At 63.6% G+C, this 14,868-nt stretch carries 14 protein-coding genes and 2 tRNA genes; 11 read left to right on the top strand and 5 right to left on the bottom strand.

What is annotated here, in order from left to right:
- Window positions 1–77: 77 nt before the first annotated feature.
- The 5 genes from murI to hemA all read right to left on the bottom strand — a co-directional run bounded on the left by murI (window position 78) and on the right by hemA (window position 4,983).
- A complete protein-coding gene (gene murI, locus OU800_RS05120) occupies window positions 78–866 on the bottom strand; it encodes a glutamate racemase (RefSeq protein ID WP_268181697.1) in 789 nt (262 codons plus the stop codon).
- Window positions 856–1,608: a molybdopterin-synthase adenylyltransferase MoeB gene (locus OU800_RS05115; protein WP_268184196.1), complete on the bottom strand. Its 753-nt coding sequence runs from the start codon at window positions 1,606–1,608 to the stop codon at window positions 856–858. The genes murI and OU800_RS05115 overlap by 11 nt, the downstream gene beginning before the upstream one ends.
- A 4-nt stretch (window positions 1,609–1,612) precedes the next feature.
- Entirely contained in the window at window positions 1,613–2,446 is an 834-nt protein-coding gene (gene prmC / locus OU800_RS05110; RefSeq protein WP_268181696.1) for a peptide chain release factor N(5)-glutamine methyltransferase, read from the bottom strand.
- A gap of 177 nt (window positions 2,447–2,623) precedes the next feature.
- Complete coding sequence (prfA, locus tag OU800_RS05105; protein ID WP_268181694.1) at window positions 2,624–3,706, bottom strand: peptide chain release factor 1; 1,083 nt, start codon at window positions 3,704–3,706, stop codon at window positions 2,624–2,626.
- Complete coding sequence (gene hemA, locus OU800_RS05100) at window positions 3,703–4,983, bottom strand: glutamyl-tRNA reductase (protein ID WP_268181692.1); 1,281 nt, start codon at window positions 4,981–4,983, stop codon at window positions 3,703–3,705. The genes prfA and hemA overlap by 4 nt, the downstream gene beginning before the upstream one ends.
- 228 nt (window positions 4,984–5,211) lie before the next feature.
- Between hemA and OU800_RS05095 the strand changes: the two genes are divergently transcribed.
- The 11 genes from OU800_RS05095 (at window position 5,212) to OU800_RS24205 (ending at window position 14,813) form a co-directional block, all read left to right on the top strand.
- Entirely contained in the window at window positions 5,212–6,939 is a 1,728-nt protein-coding gene (locus OU800_RS05095) for a tetratricopeptide repeat protein (protein ID WP_268181690.1), read from the top strand.
- Window positions 6,936–7,553 (top strand): lipoprotein insertase outer membrane protein LolB, encoded by a 618-nt coding sequence (lolB, locus tag OU800_RS05090; protein WP_268184194.1) that lies wholly within the window; start codon window positions 6,936–6,938, stop codon window positions 7,551–7,553. The genes OU800_RS05095 and lolB overlap by 4 nt, the downstream gene beginning before the upstream one ends.
- Before the next feature lie 1,030 nt (window positions 7,554–8,583).
- Complete coding sequence (gene ispE, locus OU800_RS05085) at window positions 8,584–9,456, top strand: 4-(cytidine 5'-diphospho)-2-C-methyl-D-erythritol kinase (protein ID WP_268181688.1); 873 nt, start codon at window positions 8,584–8,586, stop codon at window positions 9,454–9,456.
- A 26-nt stretch (window positions 9,457–9,482) separates the two neighbouring features.
- Window positions 9,483–9,557 (top strand) — tRNA-Gln (locus tag OU800_RS05080).
- A 56-nt stretch (window positions 9,558–9,613) separates the two neighbouring features.
- Window positions 9,614–9,688 (top strand) — tRNA-Gln (locus OU800_RS05075).
- Between the two features lie 46 nt (window positions 9,689–9,734).
- A complete protein-coding gene (locus OU800_RS05070; protein WP_268181687.1) occupies window positions 9,735–10,676 on the top strand; it encodes a ribose-phosphate pyrophosphokinase in 942 nt (313 codons plus the stop codon).
- Window positions 10,677–10,781: 105 nt separating this feature from the next.
- Window positions 10,782–11,399, top strand: a complete 618-nt coding sequence (locus OU800_RS05065; RefSeq protein WP_268181685.1) for a 50S ribosomal protein L25/general stress protein Ctc — start codon at window positions 10,782–10,784, stop codon at window positions 11,397–11,399.
- A gap of 60 nt (window positions 11,400–11,459) precedes the next feature.
- Window positions 11,460–12,050 carry an aminoacyl-tRNA hydrolase gene (gene pth / locus OU800_RS05060; RefSeq protein WP_268181684.1) on the top strand — a complete coding sequence of 197 codons (591 nt, stop codon included), beginning with the start codon at window positions 11,460–11,462 and terminating at the stop codon, window positions 12,048–12,050.
- A 24-nt stretch (window positions 12,051–12,074) separates the two neighbouring features.
- Window positions 12,075–13,175 carry a redox-regulated ATPase YchF gene (gene ychF / locus OU800_RS05055; RefSeq protein ID WP_268181682.1) on the top strand — a complete coding sequence of 367 codons (1,101 nt, stop codon included), beginning with the start codon at window positions 12,075–12,077 and terminating at the stop codon, window positions 13,173–13,175.
- Between the two features lie 393 nt (window positions 13,176–13,568).
- Entirely contained in the window at window positions 13,569–14,606 is a 1,038-nt protein-coding gene (locus OU800_RS05050) for a DNA cytosine methyltransferase (RefSeq protein WP_268181680.1), read from the top strand.
- A gap of 60 nt (window positions 14,607–14,666) precedes the next feature.
- A complete protein-coding gene (locus OU800_RS24205) occupies window positions 14,667–14,813 on the top strand; it encodes a hypothetical protein (protein WP_442964737.1) in 147 nt (48 codons plus the stop codon).
- The last annotated feature ends 55 nt before the right edge of the window (window positions 14,814–14,868 follow it).

Genomic DNA, 14,868 nt, shown 5'->3' with positions numbered 1-14,868 from the left:
GTGAGAGGGTTTCATCAAGCTCTTAAAAACATATAGAAGTATCCGATATCAAAGAAAACCTTATCGGAAAAAATTCACTATATCGCAAGTACTTCTGCCTGTTCATGCAGCAAAACCGGCAAAACTCGGCAAAGTTGCGCGATCTCACCACTGCTCCAGTAACGCGTCGGCAGCGCCGGGCCAGCGGCCAGCAGCTCGCGCTGTTCGAGCACGGTGCGCAAATGCCGTGCCACGGCAGCACCGGTATCGATCAGGGTCACCGACGGCGGCACCAGCTCCTGCAACAGCGGACGCAGGAACGGATAGTGGGTGCACCCCAGAATCAGGGTATCGCAGCCCTCGGCCAGCAGCGGCGCCACGTAGCCCTGCAACAATTCGCGCGTGGCCGGCGCCTGCAGCGCTCCTGCCTCGATACATTCCACCAGCCCCGGACAAGGCTGGGTGAGCACCCGCACATCGCTGGCGAAGCGGTCGAGCAAGGCAGCGAACCTGGCGCTCTTCAGCGTGCCGGTGGTAGCCAGTACCCCGACCACGCCGCTGCGTGTGGCTGCCGCCGCCGGTTTCACCGCCGGCTCCATGCCGACGATAGGCACCTGTGGATAACGCTCGCGCAACTCGGCAGCGGCGGCGGCGGTGGCCGTATTGCAGGCCAGCACCAGCGCCTTGGCGCCCTGCGCCAGCAGGTGTTCGGTGATCAGCACGCAGCGTTCGAGGATGTATTGCGGGCTCTTCTCGCCATAAGGCACATGACCACTGTCGGCGACGTAGAGCAGCGACTCGCTCGGCAGCAGTTGGCGAATCTCGCGCAATACCGACAGCCCCCCGACGCCGGAGTCGAACACGCCAACCGGCGCCTCACTGGCCATTGCCGCACACCTCGCAGGCCGGGTCGCGCTTGACCCGTAGCTCACGGAAACGACTGCCCAGCGCATCGATCAGCAGCAGGCGCCCCACCAGCGGCTCGCCGAAACCGGCCAGCAGCTTGAGCGCTTCCAGTGCTTGCAGGCTGCCCACCAGCCCCACCAGCGGGCCGACCACACCGGCCTCGCTGCAGGTCAGCTCGGCCTCGCTGCCGTGGCCATAGAGGCAGTGGTAGCAGGGACTGGCAACATCACGTGGGTCGAACACCGATAGCTGGCCTTCCAGGCGGATCGCCGCGCCGGACACCAGCGGCTTGCCTGCCTTGAAACAAGCAGCGTTGACCGCTTCGCGGGTGGTGAAATTGTCCGAGCAGTCCAGCACCAGGTCGACGCCACTGACAGCGGCAGCCAGCGAATCGGCATCCAGGGCCTGACGCTGCGGCACCAGCGTTATGTGCGGGTTGAGTGCCGCCAGCCGCGCCATGGCCGAATCCACCTTGGTCTGGCCGACGCTGCTGCTGTCGTGGGCGATCTGCCGCTGCAGGTTGGTCAGATCCACCGTATCGAAGTCGGCCAGGTGCAGTTCGCCGACACCGGCAGCCGCCAGGTACAGCGCCACGGGCGAGCCCAGCCCTCCCAGGCCGACGATCAGCACACGGGCCTGTTTCAGACGCAGTTGCCCCTCGATATCGATCTGCTTCAGCAGGATCTGTCGGCTATAGCGCAGCAGTTCGTCATCGTTCAGCATTGCTTCACTCATGGTCGAAACGCCCCAGACTGATACGTTCATGGCCTCCCAGGTCACGCCGACTGTGCACCTCGACGAAACCAGCGGCGGCCAGCAATTCGCGCACGGCCTCGGCCTGGTCGAAGCCGTGCTCCAGCAGCAGCCAGCCGCCCGACAGCAAGTGCGCCGGCGCAGCCTGGATGATCGCGCGGATATCGTCCAGCCCATCACGGCCGGCCACCAGCGCGCTGCTCGGCTCGAAGCGCACGTCGCCCTGCTCGAGGTGCTGGTCATCGGCGCGGATATAGGGCGGATTGCTCAGGATCAGGCCGTAGCGTTGCCCAGCCAGAGCCGAGAACCAATGGCTGTGCACGAACGCTGCGTTATCCAGTTGCAGCCGCTGGCGATTGCGCTCGGCCAAGGCCACGGCGTCCGCCACTCGATCCACGCCGGTCACCTGCCAGGCCGGGCGTTCGCTGGCCAGGGCCAGGGCAATGGCGCCCGTGCCGGTACCCAGATCCAGCGCCGCCAGGGGCGTGGCCGGCAGCAGCGCGAGGGCGGTTTCCACCAGCAGTTCGGTGTCCGGACGCGGGATCAGGGTGTGCGGCGCCACTTCCAGTTCCAGGCTCCAGAAGCCTTGCTGGCCGAGGATATAGGCCACCGGCTCGCCCTGGCGGCGGCGCTGCAGATTCGCCTGGAACTGCGCCAGTTGATCCGCCTCCAGCTCGCGCTCTGGCCAGGTGCGCAGGTAGCTGCGCGGCTTGCCCAGAGCGGCGGCCAGCAGCAGCTCGGCGTCCAGGCGTGGCGTGGGCGAATCGGGCAGGTCGGCGGTGGCGAGCAGGGTTGCGATGGTGGACATGCGTTAAAGCCTCAAGCGGCAAGCTTCAAGCGACAAGTTGGCCCGTATTCGGTTGCGGCTTGTAGCTTATGGTTCTCTCACGGGGAGGGTCGGGGCTACGGTAATGGTGCGCACAGCGCACCCTACGAGGCTTTAGCTTGCGGCTTGAAGCTTGCAGCTTGCAGCTTGCCACTGCCCCTAATCTCCCAGCGCCGCCAACTGGTCGGCCTGGTATTCGGCCAGCAGCGGTTCGATCACCGCTTCCACGCCGCCGGCGATCACTTCGTTCAGCGAATACAGGGTCAGGTTGATGCGGTGGTCAGTCACTCGGCCCTGCGGGAAGTTGTAGGTGCGGATGCGCTCGGAGCGATCGCCGGAGCCCACCAGCAGCTTGCGCGTCTCGGAGATTTCCTTGTGCGCTGCCGCTTCCTGCTGATCCTGCAGCTTGGCCGCCAGCCAGGCCATGGCCTTGGCGCGGTTCTTGTGCTGCGAGCGCTCTTCCTGGCATTCCACCACGGTGCCGGTGGGAATGTGGGTAATGCGGATGGCCGAGTCGGTGGTGTTGACGTGCTGACCACCGGCGCCGGAGCTGCGGTAGGTATCGACACGCAGGTCGGCCGGGTTGATCTCGATGGCTGCCTGTTCGTCCGGCTCCGGCAACACCGCCACGGTGCAGGCGGAGGTGTGGATACGGCCCTGGGATTCGGTCTCCGGCACGCGCTGCACACGGTGGGCGCCAGACTCGAACTTGAGCTTGGCGTAGACGTTGTCGCCTTCGACGCGTGCAATCACTTCCTTGAAGCCGCCATGCTCGCCTTCGTTGGCCGACAGCACCTCGACGCGCCAGCCCTGCTTCTCGGCATAGCGCGAATACATGCGGAACAGGTCGCCGGAGAAGATCGCCGCCTCGTCGCCGCCGGTGCCGGCGCGGATTTCCAGGTAAACGTTGCGCCCGTCGTTGGGGTCCTTGGGCAGCAGCATACGTTGCAGCTTGTCTTCCAGAATGACCAGGGCATCGCGGGCCTCGGCCACTTCCTGCTCGGCCATCTCGCGCATGTCGGCATCGCTGTCCTTGAGCAGCGCCTGCGCGCCTTCGAGGTCACTCTGCACCTTGCGCAGCTCGCGGAAGGTGGCGATCACCGGCTCGATCTCGGCGTATTCCTTGGAATAGGCGCGGAACTGGCTCTGCTTGGCGATCACCTCGGCGTCGCCGAGCAGCGCCGTGAGTTCCTCGAAGCGGTCGCTGAGGTTGTCCAGCTTGTTCAACAGTGAAGCTTTCATTGCAGACCTTTGTCCTGCGGCGCGCCCTCGTCGAGGGCGAACAATTCCTGAGCCAGGCTGAGCGCATCGACGCGCCCCTCGGCGGTGAGTTTCTTCATGCGCACGCTGGGTGCGTGCAGCAGTTTGTTGGTCAGGCCACGGGCCAGTTGCGCCAGCACGTCTTCGGGGTTGGCGCCGTTGACCAGCATGCGCTGGGCCTTGGCCAGCTCCTCGTCGCGCAGGCGCTCGGCTTGCTGACGGTAGGCCTTGAGCACATCCACCGCAGCCAGCTCGCGCAGGCGCTGCATGAAATCGTCGGTGCCGGCGGCCACCAGCTCCTCGGCGGCCTGCGCCGCGCCCTGGCGGCTCTTGAGGTTTTCCTCGATGACCTCGTGCAGGTCATCGACGGTATAGAGGTAGACGTCGTCCAGCTCGCCCACCTGCGGTTCGATATCGCGCGGCACGGCGATGTCGACCATGAAGATCGGCTTGTGCTTGCGCTTCTTCAGCGCACTTTCCACCGCACCCTTGCCAAGGATCGGCAACTGGCTGGCGGTGGAGCTGATGACGATGTCACTGTGCGCCAGCTCGTCGGGAATGTCCGACAGCAGCACCGCATGGGCACCGAACTGCTCGGCCAACTGGCTGGCGCGCTCCAGCGTGCGGTTGGCGACGACGATGCGCTTGATGCCCTGATCATGCAGGTGGCGCGCCACCAGGCTGATGGTCTCGCCAGCGCCGATCAGCAGCGCCTGGCTGCGGTGCAGGTCGGCGAAGATCTGCTTGGCCAGGCTCACTGCGGCGAAGGCCACCGACACCGGGTTCTCGCCGATGGCGGTGTCGGTGCGCACGGTCTTGGCAGTGCTGAAGGTGGCCTGGAACAGGCGCCCCAGCAGCGGCCCGATGGTGCCGGCCTCACGCGCCACGGCGTAGGCGGACTTGAGCTGGCCGAGGATCTGCGGCTCACCCAGCACCATCGAATCCAGCCCGCAGGCCACACGCATCATGTGCCGCACCGCGTCATTGTCGCTGTGCACGTAGGCGCAGGCGCGCAGCTCGTCCAGGCTCAGGCGATGGTAGTCGGCCAACCACCTGAGCACCTCATCGGCCTGGAAATGCTCCTGCTCCAGATACAGCTCGCTGCGATTGCAGGTGGAGAGGATCGCCGCCTCGCGGCTGGACGTCAGCTGGCACAACTGGCGCAGCGCCTCGACCAGTTGCTCCGGGGTGAAGGCCACGCGCTCGCGCACCTCTACCGAGGCGGTCTTGTGGTTGATACCGAGGGCGATGAAGGCCATGCAGAGTCGCTGAGGGGCAATACGGAAGCCGGCAATTGTCCTACTTCGCCTCGGCGAGAACAACTCCCACAACCTATTGTCCCAATAGACGGCCCGCGACATCACGGATCGATCACGCGCCCCATGGGCTTGCCCCGAGGCTTGTGTCATGATGCCGCGACAGTCGCCAGGGCAGGGCCGCATCGACGAAGCAGCGCCCGCGCCCGCCATCAAGCACGACAAGGCACTATGAACAGACCCCTCGCGTTACTTACCGCATTCGCCCTACTCAGCGGCTGCCAGGCCTTCGCGCCGCAGGAGCCGGACGGCACCCCGCCGGTGCAGGAAGCCGATCAGGCGGCCAAACCTGCGCCGGACGAGTACGGCTCGTTCAGCGAAGAGACCCTCTTCTCACTGCTCGCCGCCGAGCTGGCCGGGCAGCGCAACCGCTTCGACATTGCTCTCGGCAACTACGTGCAGCAGGCCGAGACCACCCGCGACCCCGGTGTGGCCGAACGCGCCTTCCGCATCGCCGAATACCTCGGCGCTGACGAGGCCGCGCTGGAAACCGCGCTGATCTGGGCCGATGCCGCACCGAACGACATCGACGCGCAGCGCGCCGCCGCCGTACAACTGGCGCGCGCCGGTCGTTACGACGAATCCATGACCTTCATGGAGCAGGTGCTGCAACGCCAGGGCAATACCCACTTCGACTTCCTCGCCCTGTCCGCGGCGGAAACCGACCCGGACACCCGCGCCGGCCTGCTGCAGGGTTTCGACCGCCTGCTGGCCAAGCACCCGGACAACAGCCAGTTACTGTTCGGCAAGGCCATCCTCCTGCAGGAGGACGGCCGTTCCGAAGAGGCCCTGAGCCTGCTCGAAGAGCAGCCCGCCAGCTCCCGTGAGGTGTCTCCGCTGCTGCTGCGCGCACGCCTGCTGCAGAGCCTCGGTCGTGGCGAGGAAGCCCTGCCGCTGCTGGAAAAGGGCATCCGTCAGAACCCCGAGGACAAGCGCCTGCGCCTGACCTACGCGCGCCTGCTGGTGGAACACGACCGCCTGGACGACGCCAAGGGCGAGTTCTCCAAGCTGGTGCAGGAAAACCCCAACGACGATGACCTGCGCTTTTCTCTGGCCCTGGTCTGCCTGGAAGCCGAGGCCTGGGAAGAAGCCATCGTCTATCTGGACGAGCTGGTCGAGCGCAGCAGCCATGTCGATGCCGCCCACTACAACCTGGGCCGCGCCTACGAGGAACTGAAGGACAACGACAGCGCCCTGCTCGAATACGCCCAGGTCGGCCCGGGTAATGAATTCCTCCCGGCGCAGCAACGCCAGGCCGAGATTCTGGTCAGCGCTGGCCGCTACGACGAAGCCTCCCGACGCCTGGCCAAAGCCCGCGATGCCCAGCCCGACTACGCCATCCAGCTCTACCTGCTGGAGGCCGAGACCTTGAGCAACGCCAACCAGGTCGAAGCCGCCTGGACGGTGATCAACCAGGGCCTGGATCAGTTCCCCGACGAACTCAATCTGCTTTACACCCGCGCCATGCTGGCGGAGAAACGCGATGACCTGGCGCGACTGGAAACCGACCTGCGCTTCATCATCGAGCGTGAGCCGGAACACGCCATGGCCCTCAACGCCCTGGGTTACACCCTGGCCGACCGTACCACGCGCTACGACGAAGCCCGCGCGCTGATCGAAAGGGCCCACCAGCTCAACCCGGACGACCCGGCCATCCTCGACAGCCTCGGCTGGGTCAACTACCGCCTGGGTAACCTGGCCGAAGCCGAGCGCCTGCTGCGCCAGGCCCTGAAGAAATTCCCCGACCACGAAGTCGCCGCCCACCTGGGTGAAGTGCTCTGGGCTCAAGGCAAGCAAGACGAAGCCCGCCGCGTCTGGCGCGAAGCCCTCAAGAGCACCCCCAACAGCTCAATCCTGCGCAGCACCCTGCTGCGCCTGACAGGTTCCGAGACTCCCTGATGTTGCGCCACCTTCTTACCTTCAGCCTTATCGCCCTGCTCGCCGGCTGCGCCGGCCTGACCTCCCAAGAGACCGTGGAGGGCCAGGGCAATCGCGAGCAATGGCAAGCCCACAAGCAGCAGATCACCCAGCTCGATGGCTGGCAGATCAGCGGCAAGATCGGCATTCGTGCCCCGCGCGACTCTGGCAGCGCCACGCTGTTCTGGCTGCAACGCCAGGACTACTACGACATCCGCCTGTCCGGCCCGCTCGGTGGCGGCGCGGCGCGCCTGACCGGCCGCCCGGGCGATATCGTGCTGGAAGTGGCCAACCGTGGCCGCTACCAGGCCGAGTCGCCGGAAGCCCTGCTGCGTGAGCAACTGCGCCTGGATCTGCCGGTGTCCAACCTGCTCTGGTGGATTCGCGGCCTGCCGGCGCCCGGCAGCAAGAGCCACATCACCCTCGACGGCGCCAGCCACCTGGCCCGCCTGGAGCAGGACGGCTGGCAGGTCGAATACCTCAGCTACACCGAACAGAACGGCTACGCCCTGCCCGAGCGCCTGAAACTCCACGGGCAGGATCTGGACATCACCCTGGTAATCAAGGACTGGCAACCGCGTCAGTTGGGGCAGTAGTAGAGCCTTGGCGGCAGGATACAACACGCCCTCTCCCCCAGCCCCCGCCCTGCGCCCCGGCCCTTCGCAAAGCTCAGGGCGCTTCAGCGGGCGAAGCAGTGCTTCGCTATTTCCGCTTACGCCCCGCAAGCGGGAGAGGGGAGCCCAAGCCAACCGGCGTACCCCCAAACCTCCGCCACTCCGAACCAATCCCCTCGCCCCTCGGGGAGAGGGTTAGGGAGAGGGTTAGGGAGAGGGGGCCAGACGCCGAAGCAGGCTCAGCCTCGTAGGGTGCGCTGCGCGCACCATTGCCGTAGCCCGGATGAAATCCGGGAAACCCGGCGCTCCCAATCCCCGGATTGCATCCGGGCTACAACACGCCCTCTCCCCCAACCCCCGCCCTGCGCCCCGGCCCTTCGCAAAGCTCAGGGCGCTTCAGCGGACGAAGCAGTGCTTCGCTATTTCCGCTTACGCCCCGCAAGCGGGAGAGGGGAGCCAAAGCCTGACCACGACAGCCAACCGGCGTATATCCAAACCTCCGCCACGCCGAACCATCCCCTCTCCCCTCGGGGAGAGGGCTAGGGAGAGGGGGCCAAACGCGGCAGCAGGCTAAGCCTCGTAGGGTGCGCTGCGCGCACCATTGCCGTAGCCCGGATGAAATCCGGGAAATCCGGCGCTCCCAATCCCCGGATTGCATCCGGGCTACAACACGCCCTCTCCCCCAGCCCCCGCCCTGCGCCCCGGCCCTTCGCAAAGCTCAGGGCGCTTCAGCGGGCGAAGCAGTGCTTCGCTATTTCCGCTTACGCCCCGCATGCGGGAGAGGGGAGCCAAGGGCAACCGGCGTACACCCAAAGCCCCCAGCCACACCGAACCAATCCCCTCTCCCCTCGGGGAGAGGGCTAGGGAGAGGGGGCCAAACCCGCACGCGACTACCAAATCACACTCCCACAAACCACCCAAAGGTGCTAAAAGCCGTAGCCCGGATGCAATCCGGGGACGCTCTCCACCATGCCCAAAATTCCGGGCTATATCTGCCGCCGCCGAATTACTCATGACCACCGCCATCCCCGCCCACGCCGAACTGATCCTGCCCGCCCCCGCCAAGCTCAACCTGATGCTGCATATCCTCGGCCGCCGCGCCGACGGCTATCACGAGCTGCAGACCCTGTTCCAGTTCCTCGACCACGGCGATGAACTCGGCTTCAGCCTGCGCCAGGACGGCGAGATCCGCCTGCACACGCCCATCGAAGGCGTACCGCACGACAGCAACCTGATCGTGCGTGCGGCCCGCCGCCTGCAAGAGGCCAGTGGCACCCAGCTCGGCGCCGATATCTGGCTGGACAAGCGCCTGCCCATGGGCGGCGGTATCGGCGGCGGCAGCTCGGATGCCGCCACCACCCTGCTCGGCCTCGACCACCTGTGGCACACCCAACTGGGCGAGGATCGCCTGGCCGAACTGGGCCTGGCCCTGGGCGCCGACGTGCCGGTATTCGTGCGCGGCCACGCGGCCTTCGCCGAGGGCGTTGGCGAGCGCCTGACGCCGGTGGAACTGGACGAACCCTGGTTCCTCGTCGCCGTGCCGCAAGTCTTTGTAAGCACAGCAGAAGTTTTCGGCGCACCCGAGTTGACACGGGATACGCCGCCCATTAAAGTTCGCAGCCTTCTTGCGGGGGGTGGTCGTAACGACTGCCAGCCGGTCGTCGAGAAGCGTTACCCAGCAGTTCGTAACGCTTTGATCTTGCTGAACAAATTCGTTCCAGCTAGATTGACCGGCACTGGAGCTTGCGTATTTGGGAGCTTCCCAAATCGGGACGATGCTGATAAAGTCGCCCGCCAACTTCCAGGCACTCTGCCGAGCTTTGTCGCTCAAGGTCGCAACATCTCGATGTTGCACCGCAAGCTCCAAGCATTGGCCAAGAAGTGAATGTTCGACATTCGGTTATACGATACAGGGGCGTCGCCAAGCGGTAAGGCAGCAGGTTTTGATCCTGCCATGCGTTGGTTCGAATCCAGCCGCCCCTGCCATAACCTCCCTCGGGAGGCATCGACAACCGGATCGCACGACATTCGACACAGAATATAGGGGCGTCGCCAAGCGGTAAGGCAGCAGGTTTTGATCCTGCCATGCGTTGGTTCGAATCCAGCCGCCCCTGCCATTTTCCATACCCATCCAGGTATACCCTCAGCCGGCAGGTACTGCGCGTGTCCAAGATGATGGTCTTCACGGGGAACGCCAACCCCGATCTGGCGCGACGGATCGTTCGTCAGCTGCACATTCCCCTCGGCGACGCTTCGGTCGGTCGGTTCTCCGACGGCGAAGTCATGATCGAAATCAACGAGAACGTCCGCGGCAAGGACGTCTTCCTGATCCAGCCGACCTGTGCACCCACCAACGACAACCTGATGGAACTGGTAGTGATGGCCGACGCCTTCCGCCGTTCCTCGGCCACTCGTATCACTGCAGTCATCCCCTACTTCGGTTACGCCCGCCAGGATCGCCGTCCGCGTTCCGCGCGTGTGGCGATCAGCGCCAAAGTGGTTGCCGACATGCTCACCGTGGTCGGCATCGACCGCGTGCTCACCGTCGACCTGCACGCTGACCAGATCCAGGGCTTCTTCGACATTCCGGTGGACAACATCTACGGCTCCCCGGTACTGGTCGACGACATCGAAGACCAGCGTTTCGAGAACCTGATGATCGTCTCCCCCGACATCGGCGGCGTGGTACGCGCCCGTGCCGTGGCCAAGAGCCTCGGCGTCGACCTGGCGATCATCGACAAGCGTCGCGAGAAGGCCAACCAGTCCGAAGTCATGCACATCATCGGTGACGTCGAAGGCCGTACCTGCATCCTGGTCGACGACATGGTCGACACCGCCGGCACCCTGTGCCACGCGGCCAAGGCCCTGAAGGATCGCGGCGCCGCCAAGGTGTACGCCTACTGCACCCACCCGGTGCTGTCCGGCCGCGCCATCGAGAACATCGAGAATTCCTCGCTGGACGAGCTGGTGGTGACCAACACCATCCCGCTGTCCGCTGCGGCACAGTCCTGCTCGCGCATTCGCCAGCTCGACATCGCCCCGGTCGTCGCCGAAGCGGTTCGCCGCATCAGCAACGAAGAATCGATCAGCGCGATGTTCCGTTAAGGAACCCGCTGACGTTAAGCGCCCCGCCTCGTGCGGGGCTTTTTGCCCTACCGCCCAAGGCTGGTCGCAAGCCTGTAGGCGGTTTGGTTATTTTGGAGAAGTGAAATGACTGTTGAATTTGCCCTGAATGCCGAAGTGCGTTCCGACCTGGGGAAAGGTGCGAGCCGCCGCCTGCGTCGTAACGTGTCCATGGTGCCTGCCGTGATCTACGGCGGCGAAAAAGCCCCGCAATCGATCAGCCTGCTGGCCAAAGACCTGGCCAAGCTGCTGGAAAACGAAGCGGCCTTCAGCCACGTTCTGACCCTGGACGTTGCCGGCACCAAGGAAAGCGTCCTGATCAAGGCCCTGCAACGCCACCCGGCCAAAGGCTTCGTGCTGCACGCTGACTTCCAGCGCGTCATCGCCGGCCAGAAGCTGACCGCCCACGTACCGCTGCACTTCCTCAACGAAGCCAGCGCCGTTGGCGTCAAGAAAGGCGGCGGCGAAATCCTGCACGCCCTGAACGAAGTCGAAGTGTCCTGCCTGCCGAAAGACCTGCCGGAATTCATCGAAGTCGACATGGCCAACGTCGCTGTTGACCAGACCGTTCACCTGTCCGACATCAAACTGCCGAAAGGCGTCGAGCTGGTTGCTCTGGCCCACGGCAGCGACCTGCCGGTAGCCAGCATCCACCTGCCGCGCGTTCGTGAAGAAGCGGCCGGTGAAGAAGGCGCTGCCGAGTAATCGTCAGTAGCAGGCCCGGCATGCGATCACGCCGGGCCATGTTCTCGAAAGGGCTCCTGTATGACTGCCGTAAAACTGATCGTTGGCCTGGGTAACCCCGGCCCCGAATACGACCAGACCCGGCACAATGCAGGGGCCCTTTTCGTTGAGCGCGTGGCAGCCAGCCAGCGCGTCAACCTTGCTGTGGATCGCAAATATTTCGGCCTGGTGGGCAAATTCGACCACCAGGGGCGCGAAGTTCGTCTGCTCATCCCCACCACCTACATGAACCGCAGCGGCCAGGCCGTGGCGGCCTTGGCCAATTTCTTCAAGCTCAAGCCTGAAGAGATCCTGGTGGCCCACGACGAACTCGACATGCCACCCGGCGTCGCCAAGCTCAAACAGGGCGGCGGCCACGGCGGGCACAACGGCCTGCGCGACATCATCGCCCAGCTCGGCAACCAGAATAACTTCCATCGCCTGCGCCTCGGCATCGGCCACCCGGGGCACGCCAGCCTGGTTTCCGGCTACGTGCTCGGGCGCGCCCCACGCGGCGAACAGGAACTGCTCGACAAGAGCATCGACTTCGCCTTGGACGTCCTGCCGGAAATACTCGCCGGCGACTGGACCGTGGCCATGCGCAAACTGCATAGCCAGAAGGCTACCCAGTAACCACCTTTCACCGAGGGTCACCCCATGGGATTCAACTGCGGCATCGTCGGCCTGCCCAACGTCGGCAAGTCCACCCTGTTCAACGCCCTCACCAAATCCGGCATCGCGGCGGAGAACTTCCCCTTCTGCACCATCGAGCCGAACAGCGGCATCGTACCCATGCCCGACGCCCGCCTGGACGCCCTGGCCGAGATCGTCAAACCCGAGCGCGTCATCCCCACCACCATGGAATTCGTCGACATCGCCGGCCTGGTAGCGGGTGCGTCCAAGGGTGAAGGCCTGGGCAACAAGTTCCTCGCCAACATCCGCGAAACCGACGCTATCGCCCACGTGGTGCGCTGCTTCGAGGACGAGAACGTCATCCACGTCGCCAACAGCGTCGACCCCAAGCGCGACATCGAGATCATCGACCTCGAACTGATCATGGCCGACCTCGATAGCTGCGAGAAGCAACTGCAGCGCGTCGCTCGCACTGCCAAGGGCGGCGACAAGGAAGCCGTGGCGCAAAAGGCCCTGCTGGAGAAATTCATCCCCCACCTCACCGAAGGCAAGCCGGCGCGCAGCCTGCTGAAGAACCTGGGTGACGAAGAGAAGCGCCTGGCCAGGAGCTTCCACCTGCTTACCACCAAGCCGGTGATGTACATTGCCAACGTCGCCGAAGACGGCTTCGAGAACAACCCGCACCTCGACGTGGTCAACGCCATCGCCGAAGAAGAAGGCGCCATCGTCGTGCCGGTGTGCAACAAGATCGAAGCCGAGATCGCCGAACTGGACGATCTCGAAGAGATGCAGATGTTCCTCGAAACCATGGGCATGGAAGAGCCGGGCCTGAACCGCGTGATCCGCGCCGGTTACTCGCTGCTCAACCTGCAGACCTACTTCACCGCTGGCGTGAAGGAAGTGCGTGCCTGGACCGTCCGCGTCGGCGCCACCGCCCCGCAGGCCGCCGCCGTGATCCACACCGATTTCGAAAAAGGCTTTATCCGCGCCGAAGTGGTCGCCTACGACGACTTCATCGCCTACAAGGGCGAAGCCGGCGCCAAGGAAGCCGGCAAATGGCGCCTGGAAGGCAAGGACTATATCGTCAAGGACGGCGACGTGATGCACTTCCGCTTTAACGTTTGATCGTTGTAGGTAGTGCATAGACAGAACCCCGCGAAAGCGGGGTTTTGTTGTTTTTGGGATGGGGAATTGTTGGGGTGGGCTGGTGTGCGGACTGGAAATTATGAATCCACTACGAACCGCCCCACTGCTCCAATGAATGCCACGTGGCGCGGCGCCGAGAGCCTAGCCTCGCTTGTTGCTACACAGCTTTACAAAAAAACCAAATGTAGTCACCAAACCGGAAGCTGTGAGGGGCTCATAATGCAGGTGTCTCGGTGCCTTCTAGTGCGGCAGTAACCCGCAAAAACCTAGACTCTACAGTTACTTGCGCCTAGTATTCCCGGCAGATTCTGTTCCCGTTACCCGTCACGATTTTGGGTGTAGGACACACACTATTTCGTTGGGGATACCCTCATGGCCAAGCGCTCTCAAAAGCCCATTGCTCTGGATCTGTTCTGCGGATCAGGTGCAGTCTCCTTGGGACTGAAGCAAGCCGGGTTCAAGGTGGCGGGAGCTGTCGATTTCGACGCAGGCGCATGTCGCACCTATCGAGCGAACCACCCTGAAGTACGCTTGCTCGAGAAAGACATCCGCGAGGCCAGCCCCGAAGAGTTCGCTGACCTCATACCAGGCAAGCTTGACCTGTTGGTGGTGTGCGCTCCCTGCCAGCCCTTCAGCAGCCAGAATCGCCATAAGAGCAAGGACGACTCCCGAAACAACCTAGTTGAAGAGTCCCAAAAGTTCATCAAGCGCTTCGAGCCTTCGCTCGTGTTCCTAGAGAATGTTCCTGGGTTGGCCTCTACCGACATCTTCGACGGCTTCACTGCTTGGCTCCGCGAAGAGAGGTACGTAGTGGCCGAACCGATGCGCGTGGATGCGTCGGAATTGGGAGTCCCGCAAAGGCGCACTCGAATGATCCTTGTCGCTGCAAAAGGCGTTTCGCTTGAAAAGGCGACAAGCATTGCACGAACCGGCAAGAAGACGGTTGGCGAAGTTATTCGTGACCTCCCATCGCCTCCCGTGGGCCGTGAATCAGCAGGTGCTGACCCTCTCCATTACGCCCGCAAGCATTCGCCGCTGAACATTGAGCGTCTACGGCACATCCCCATTGACGGTGGTGGCCGTGAGTCTTTACCTCCGAATCTGCAGCTCGCTTGCCATAAGAACACCACGAAGAAGGGCTCCTTCTCGGATACCTACGGCCGTATGGCCTGGAACAGTATCGCGCCAACACTTACTACAGGCTGCACGGATATAACCCGGGGTAGATATGCTCATCCCGAACAAAACCGGGCCATCACTTTGCGAGAGGCTGCTCGACTTCAAACCTTCCCGGATAGCTACGTATTCCATGGGAACGCCAGCCAAGTAGCCACACAAATTGGTAACGCAGTGCCGCCGGAAATGATGCGCAACATTGCATCAAGCTTGAAGGCAGCACTCCAAGCCTGACCTAGGACAAAGCTTCCACTGTCTAGACTCCCACCGCCTTCGGAAGTGGGGTAAGTCGTGATGAAGCATGTGCGTATTAAAGACACGGCCCTAGATTTGGCTCTGCGCAAGCTGCTGTTTGCCGCTGGGCTACGGTATCGTACCCATTCCAGACCTAAGGTCGTGGCTCTGGGACTCTGGGGCGCTCGAACATCGACATCGCCTTAACAGGTAAAAAGGTCACAATCTTCGTGGACGGATGTTTTTGGCATAGTTGCTCAAA

The sequence above is a fragment of the Pseudomonas sp. GOM7 genome (assembly GCF_026723825.1).
Taxonomy (GTDB): Bacteria; Pseudomonadota; Gammaproteobacteria; order Pseudomonadales; family Pseudomonadaceae; genus Aquipseudomonas.
Note: the sequence above shows the minus strand (reverse complement) of the source record. Positions and strands in the feature narration are given on the sequence as shown.

Excerpts from the sequence above, each read along its gene's own strand:
- murI (WP_268181697.1), bottom strand. The coding sequence starts at position 866 with ATGGCCAGTGAGGCGCCGGTTGGCGTGTTCGACTCCGGCGTCGGGGGG.
- OU800_RS05115 (WP_268184196.1), bottom strand. The coding sequence starts at position 1,608 with ATGCTGAACGATGACGAACTGCTGCGCTATAGCCGACAGATCCTGCTG.
- prmC (WP_268181696.1), bottom strand. The coding sequence starts at position 2,446 with ATGTCCACCATCGCAACCCTGCTCGCCACCGCCGACCTGCCCGATTCG.
- prfA (WP_268181694.1), bottom strand. The coding sequence starts at position 3,706 with ATGAAAGCTTCACTGTTGAACAAGCTGGACAACCTCAGCGACCGCTTC.
- hemA (WP_268181692.1), bottom strand. The coding sequence starts at position 4,983 with ATGGCCTTCATCGCCCTCGGTATCAACCACAAGACCGCCTCGGTAGAG.
- OU800_RS05095 (WP_268181690.1), top strand. The coding sequence starts at position 5,212 with ATGAACAGACCCCTCGCGTTACTTACCGCATTCGCCCTACTCAGCGGC.
- ispE (WP_268181688.1), top strand. The coding sequence starts at position 8,584 with ATGACCACCGCCATCCCCGCCCACGCCGAACTGATCCTGCCCGCCCCC.
- OU800_RS05065 (WP_268181685.1), top strand. The coding sequence starts at position 10,782 with ATGACTGTTGAATTTGCCCTGAATGCCGAAGTGCGTTCCGACCTGGGG.
- pth (WP_268181684.1), top strand. The coding sequence starts at position 11,460 with ATGACTGCCGTAAAACTGATCGTTGGCCTGGGTAACCCCGGCCCCGAA.
- ychF (WP_268181682.1), top strand. The coding sequence starts at position 12,075 with ATGGGATTCAACTGCGGCATCGTCGGCCTGCCCAACGTCGGCAAGTCC.
- OU800_RS05050 (WP_268181680.1), top strand. The coding sequence starts at position 13,569 with ATGGCCAAGCGCTCTCAAAAGCCCATTGCTCTGGATCTGTTCTGCGGA.
- OU800_RS24205 (WP_442964737.1), top strand. The coding sequence starts at position 14,667 with ATGAAGCATGTGCGTATTAAAGACACGGCCCTAGATTTGGCTCTGCGC.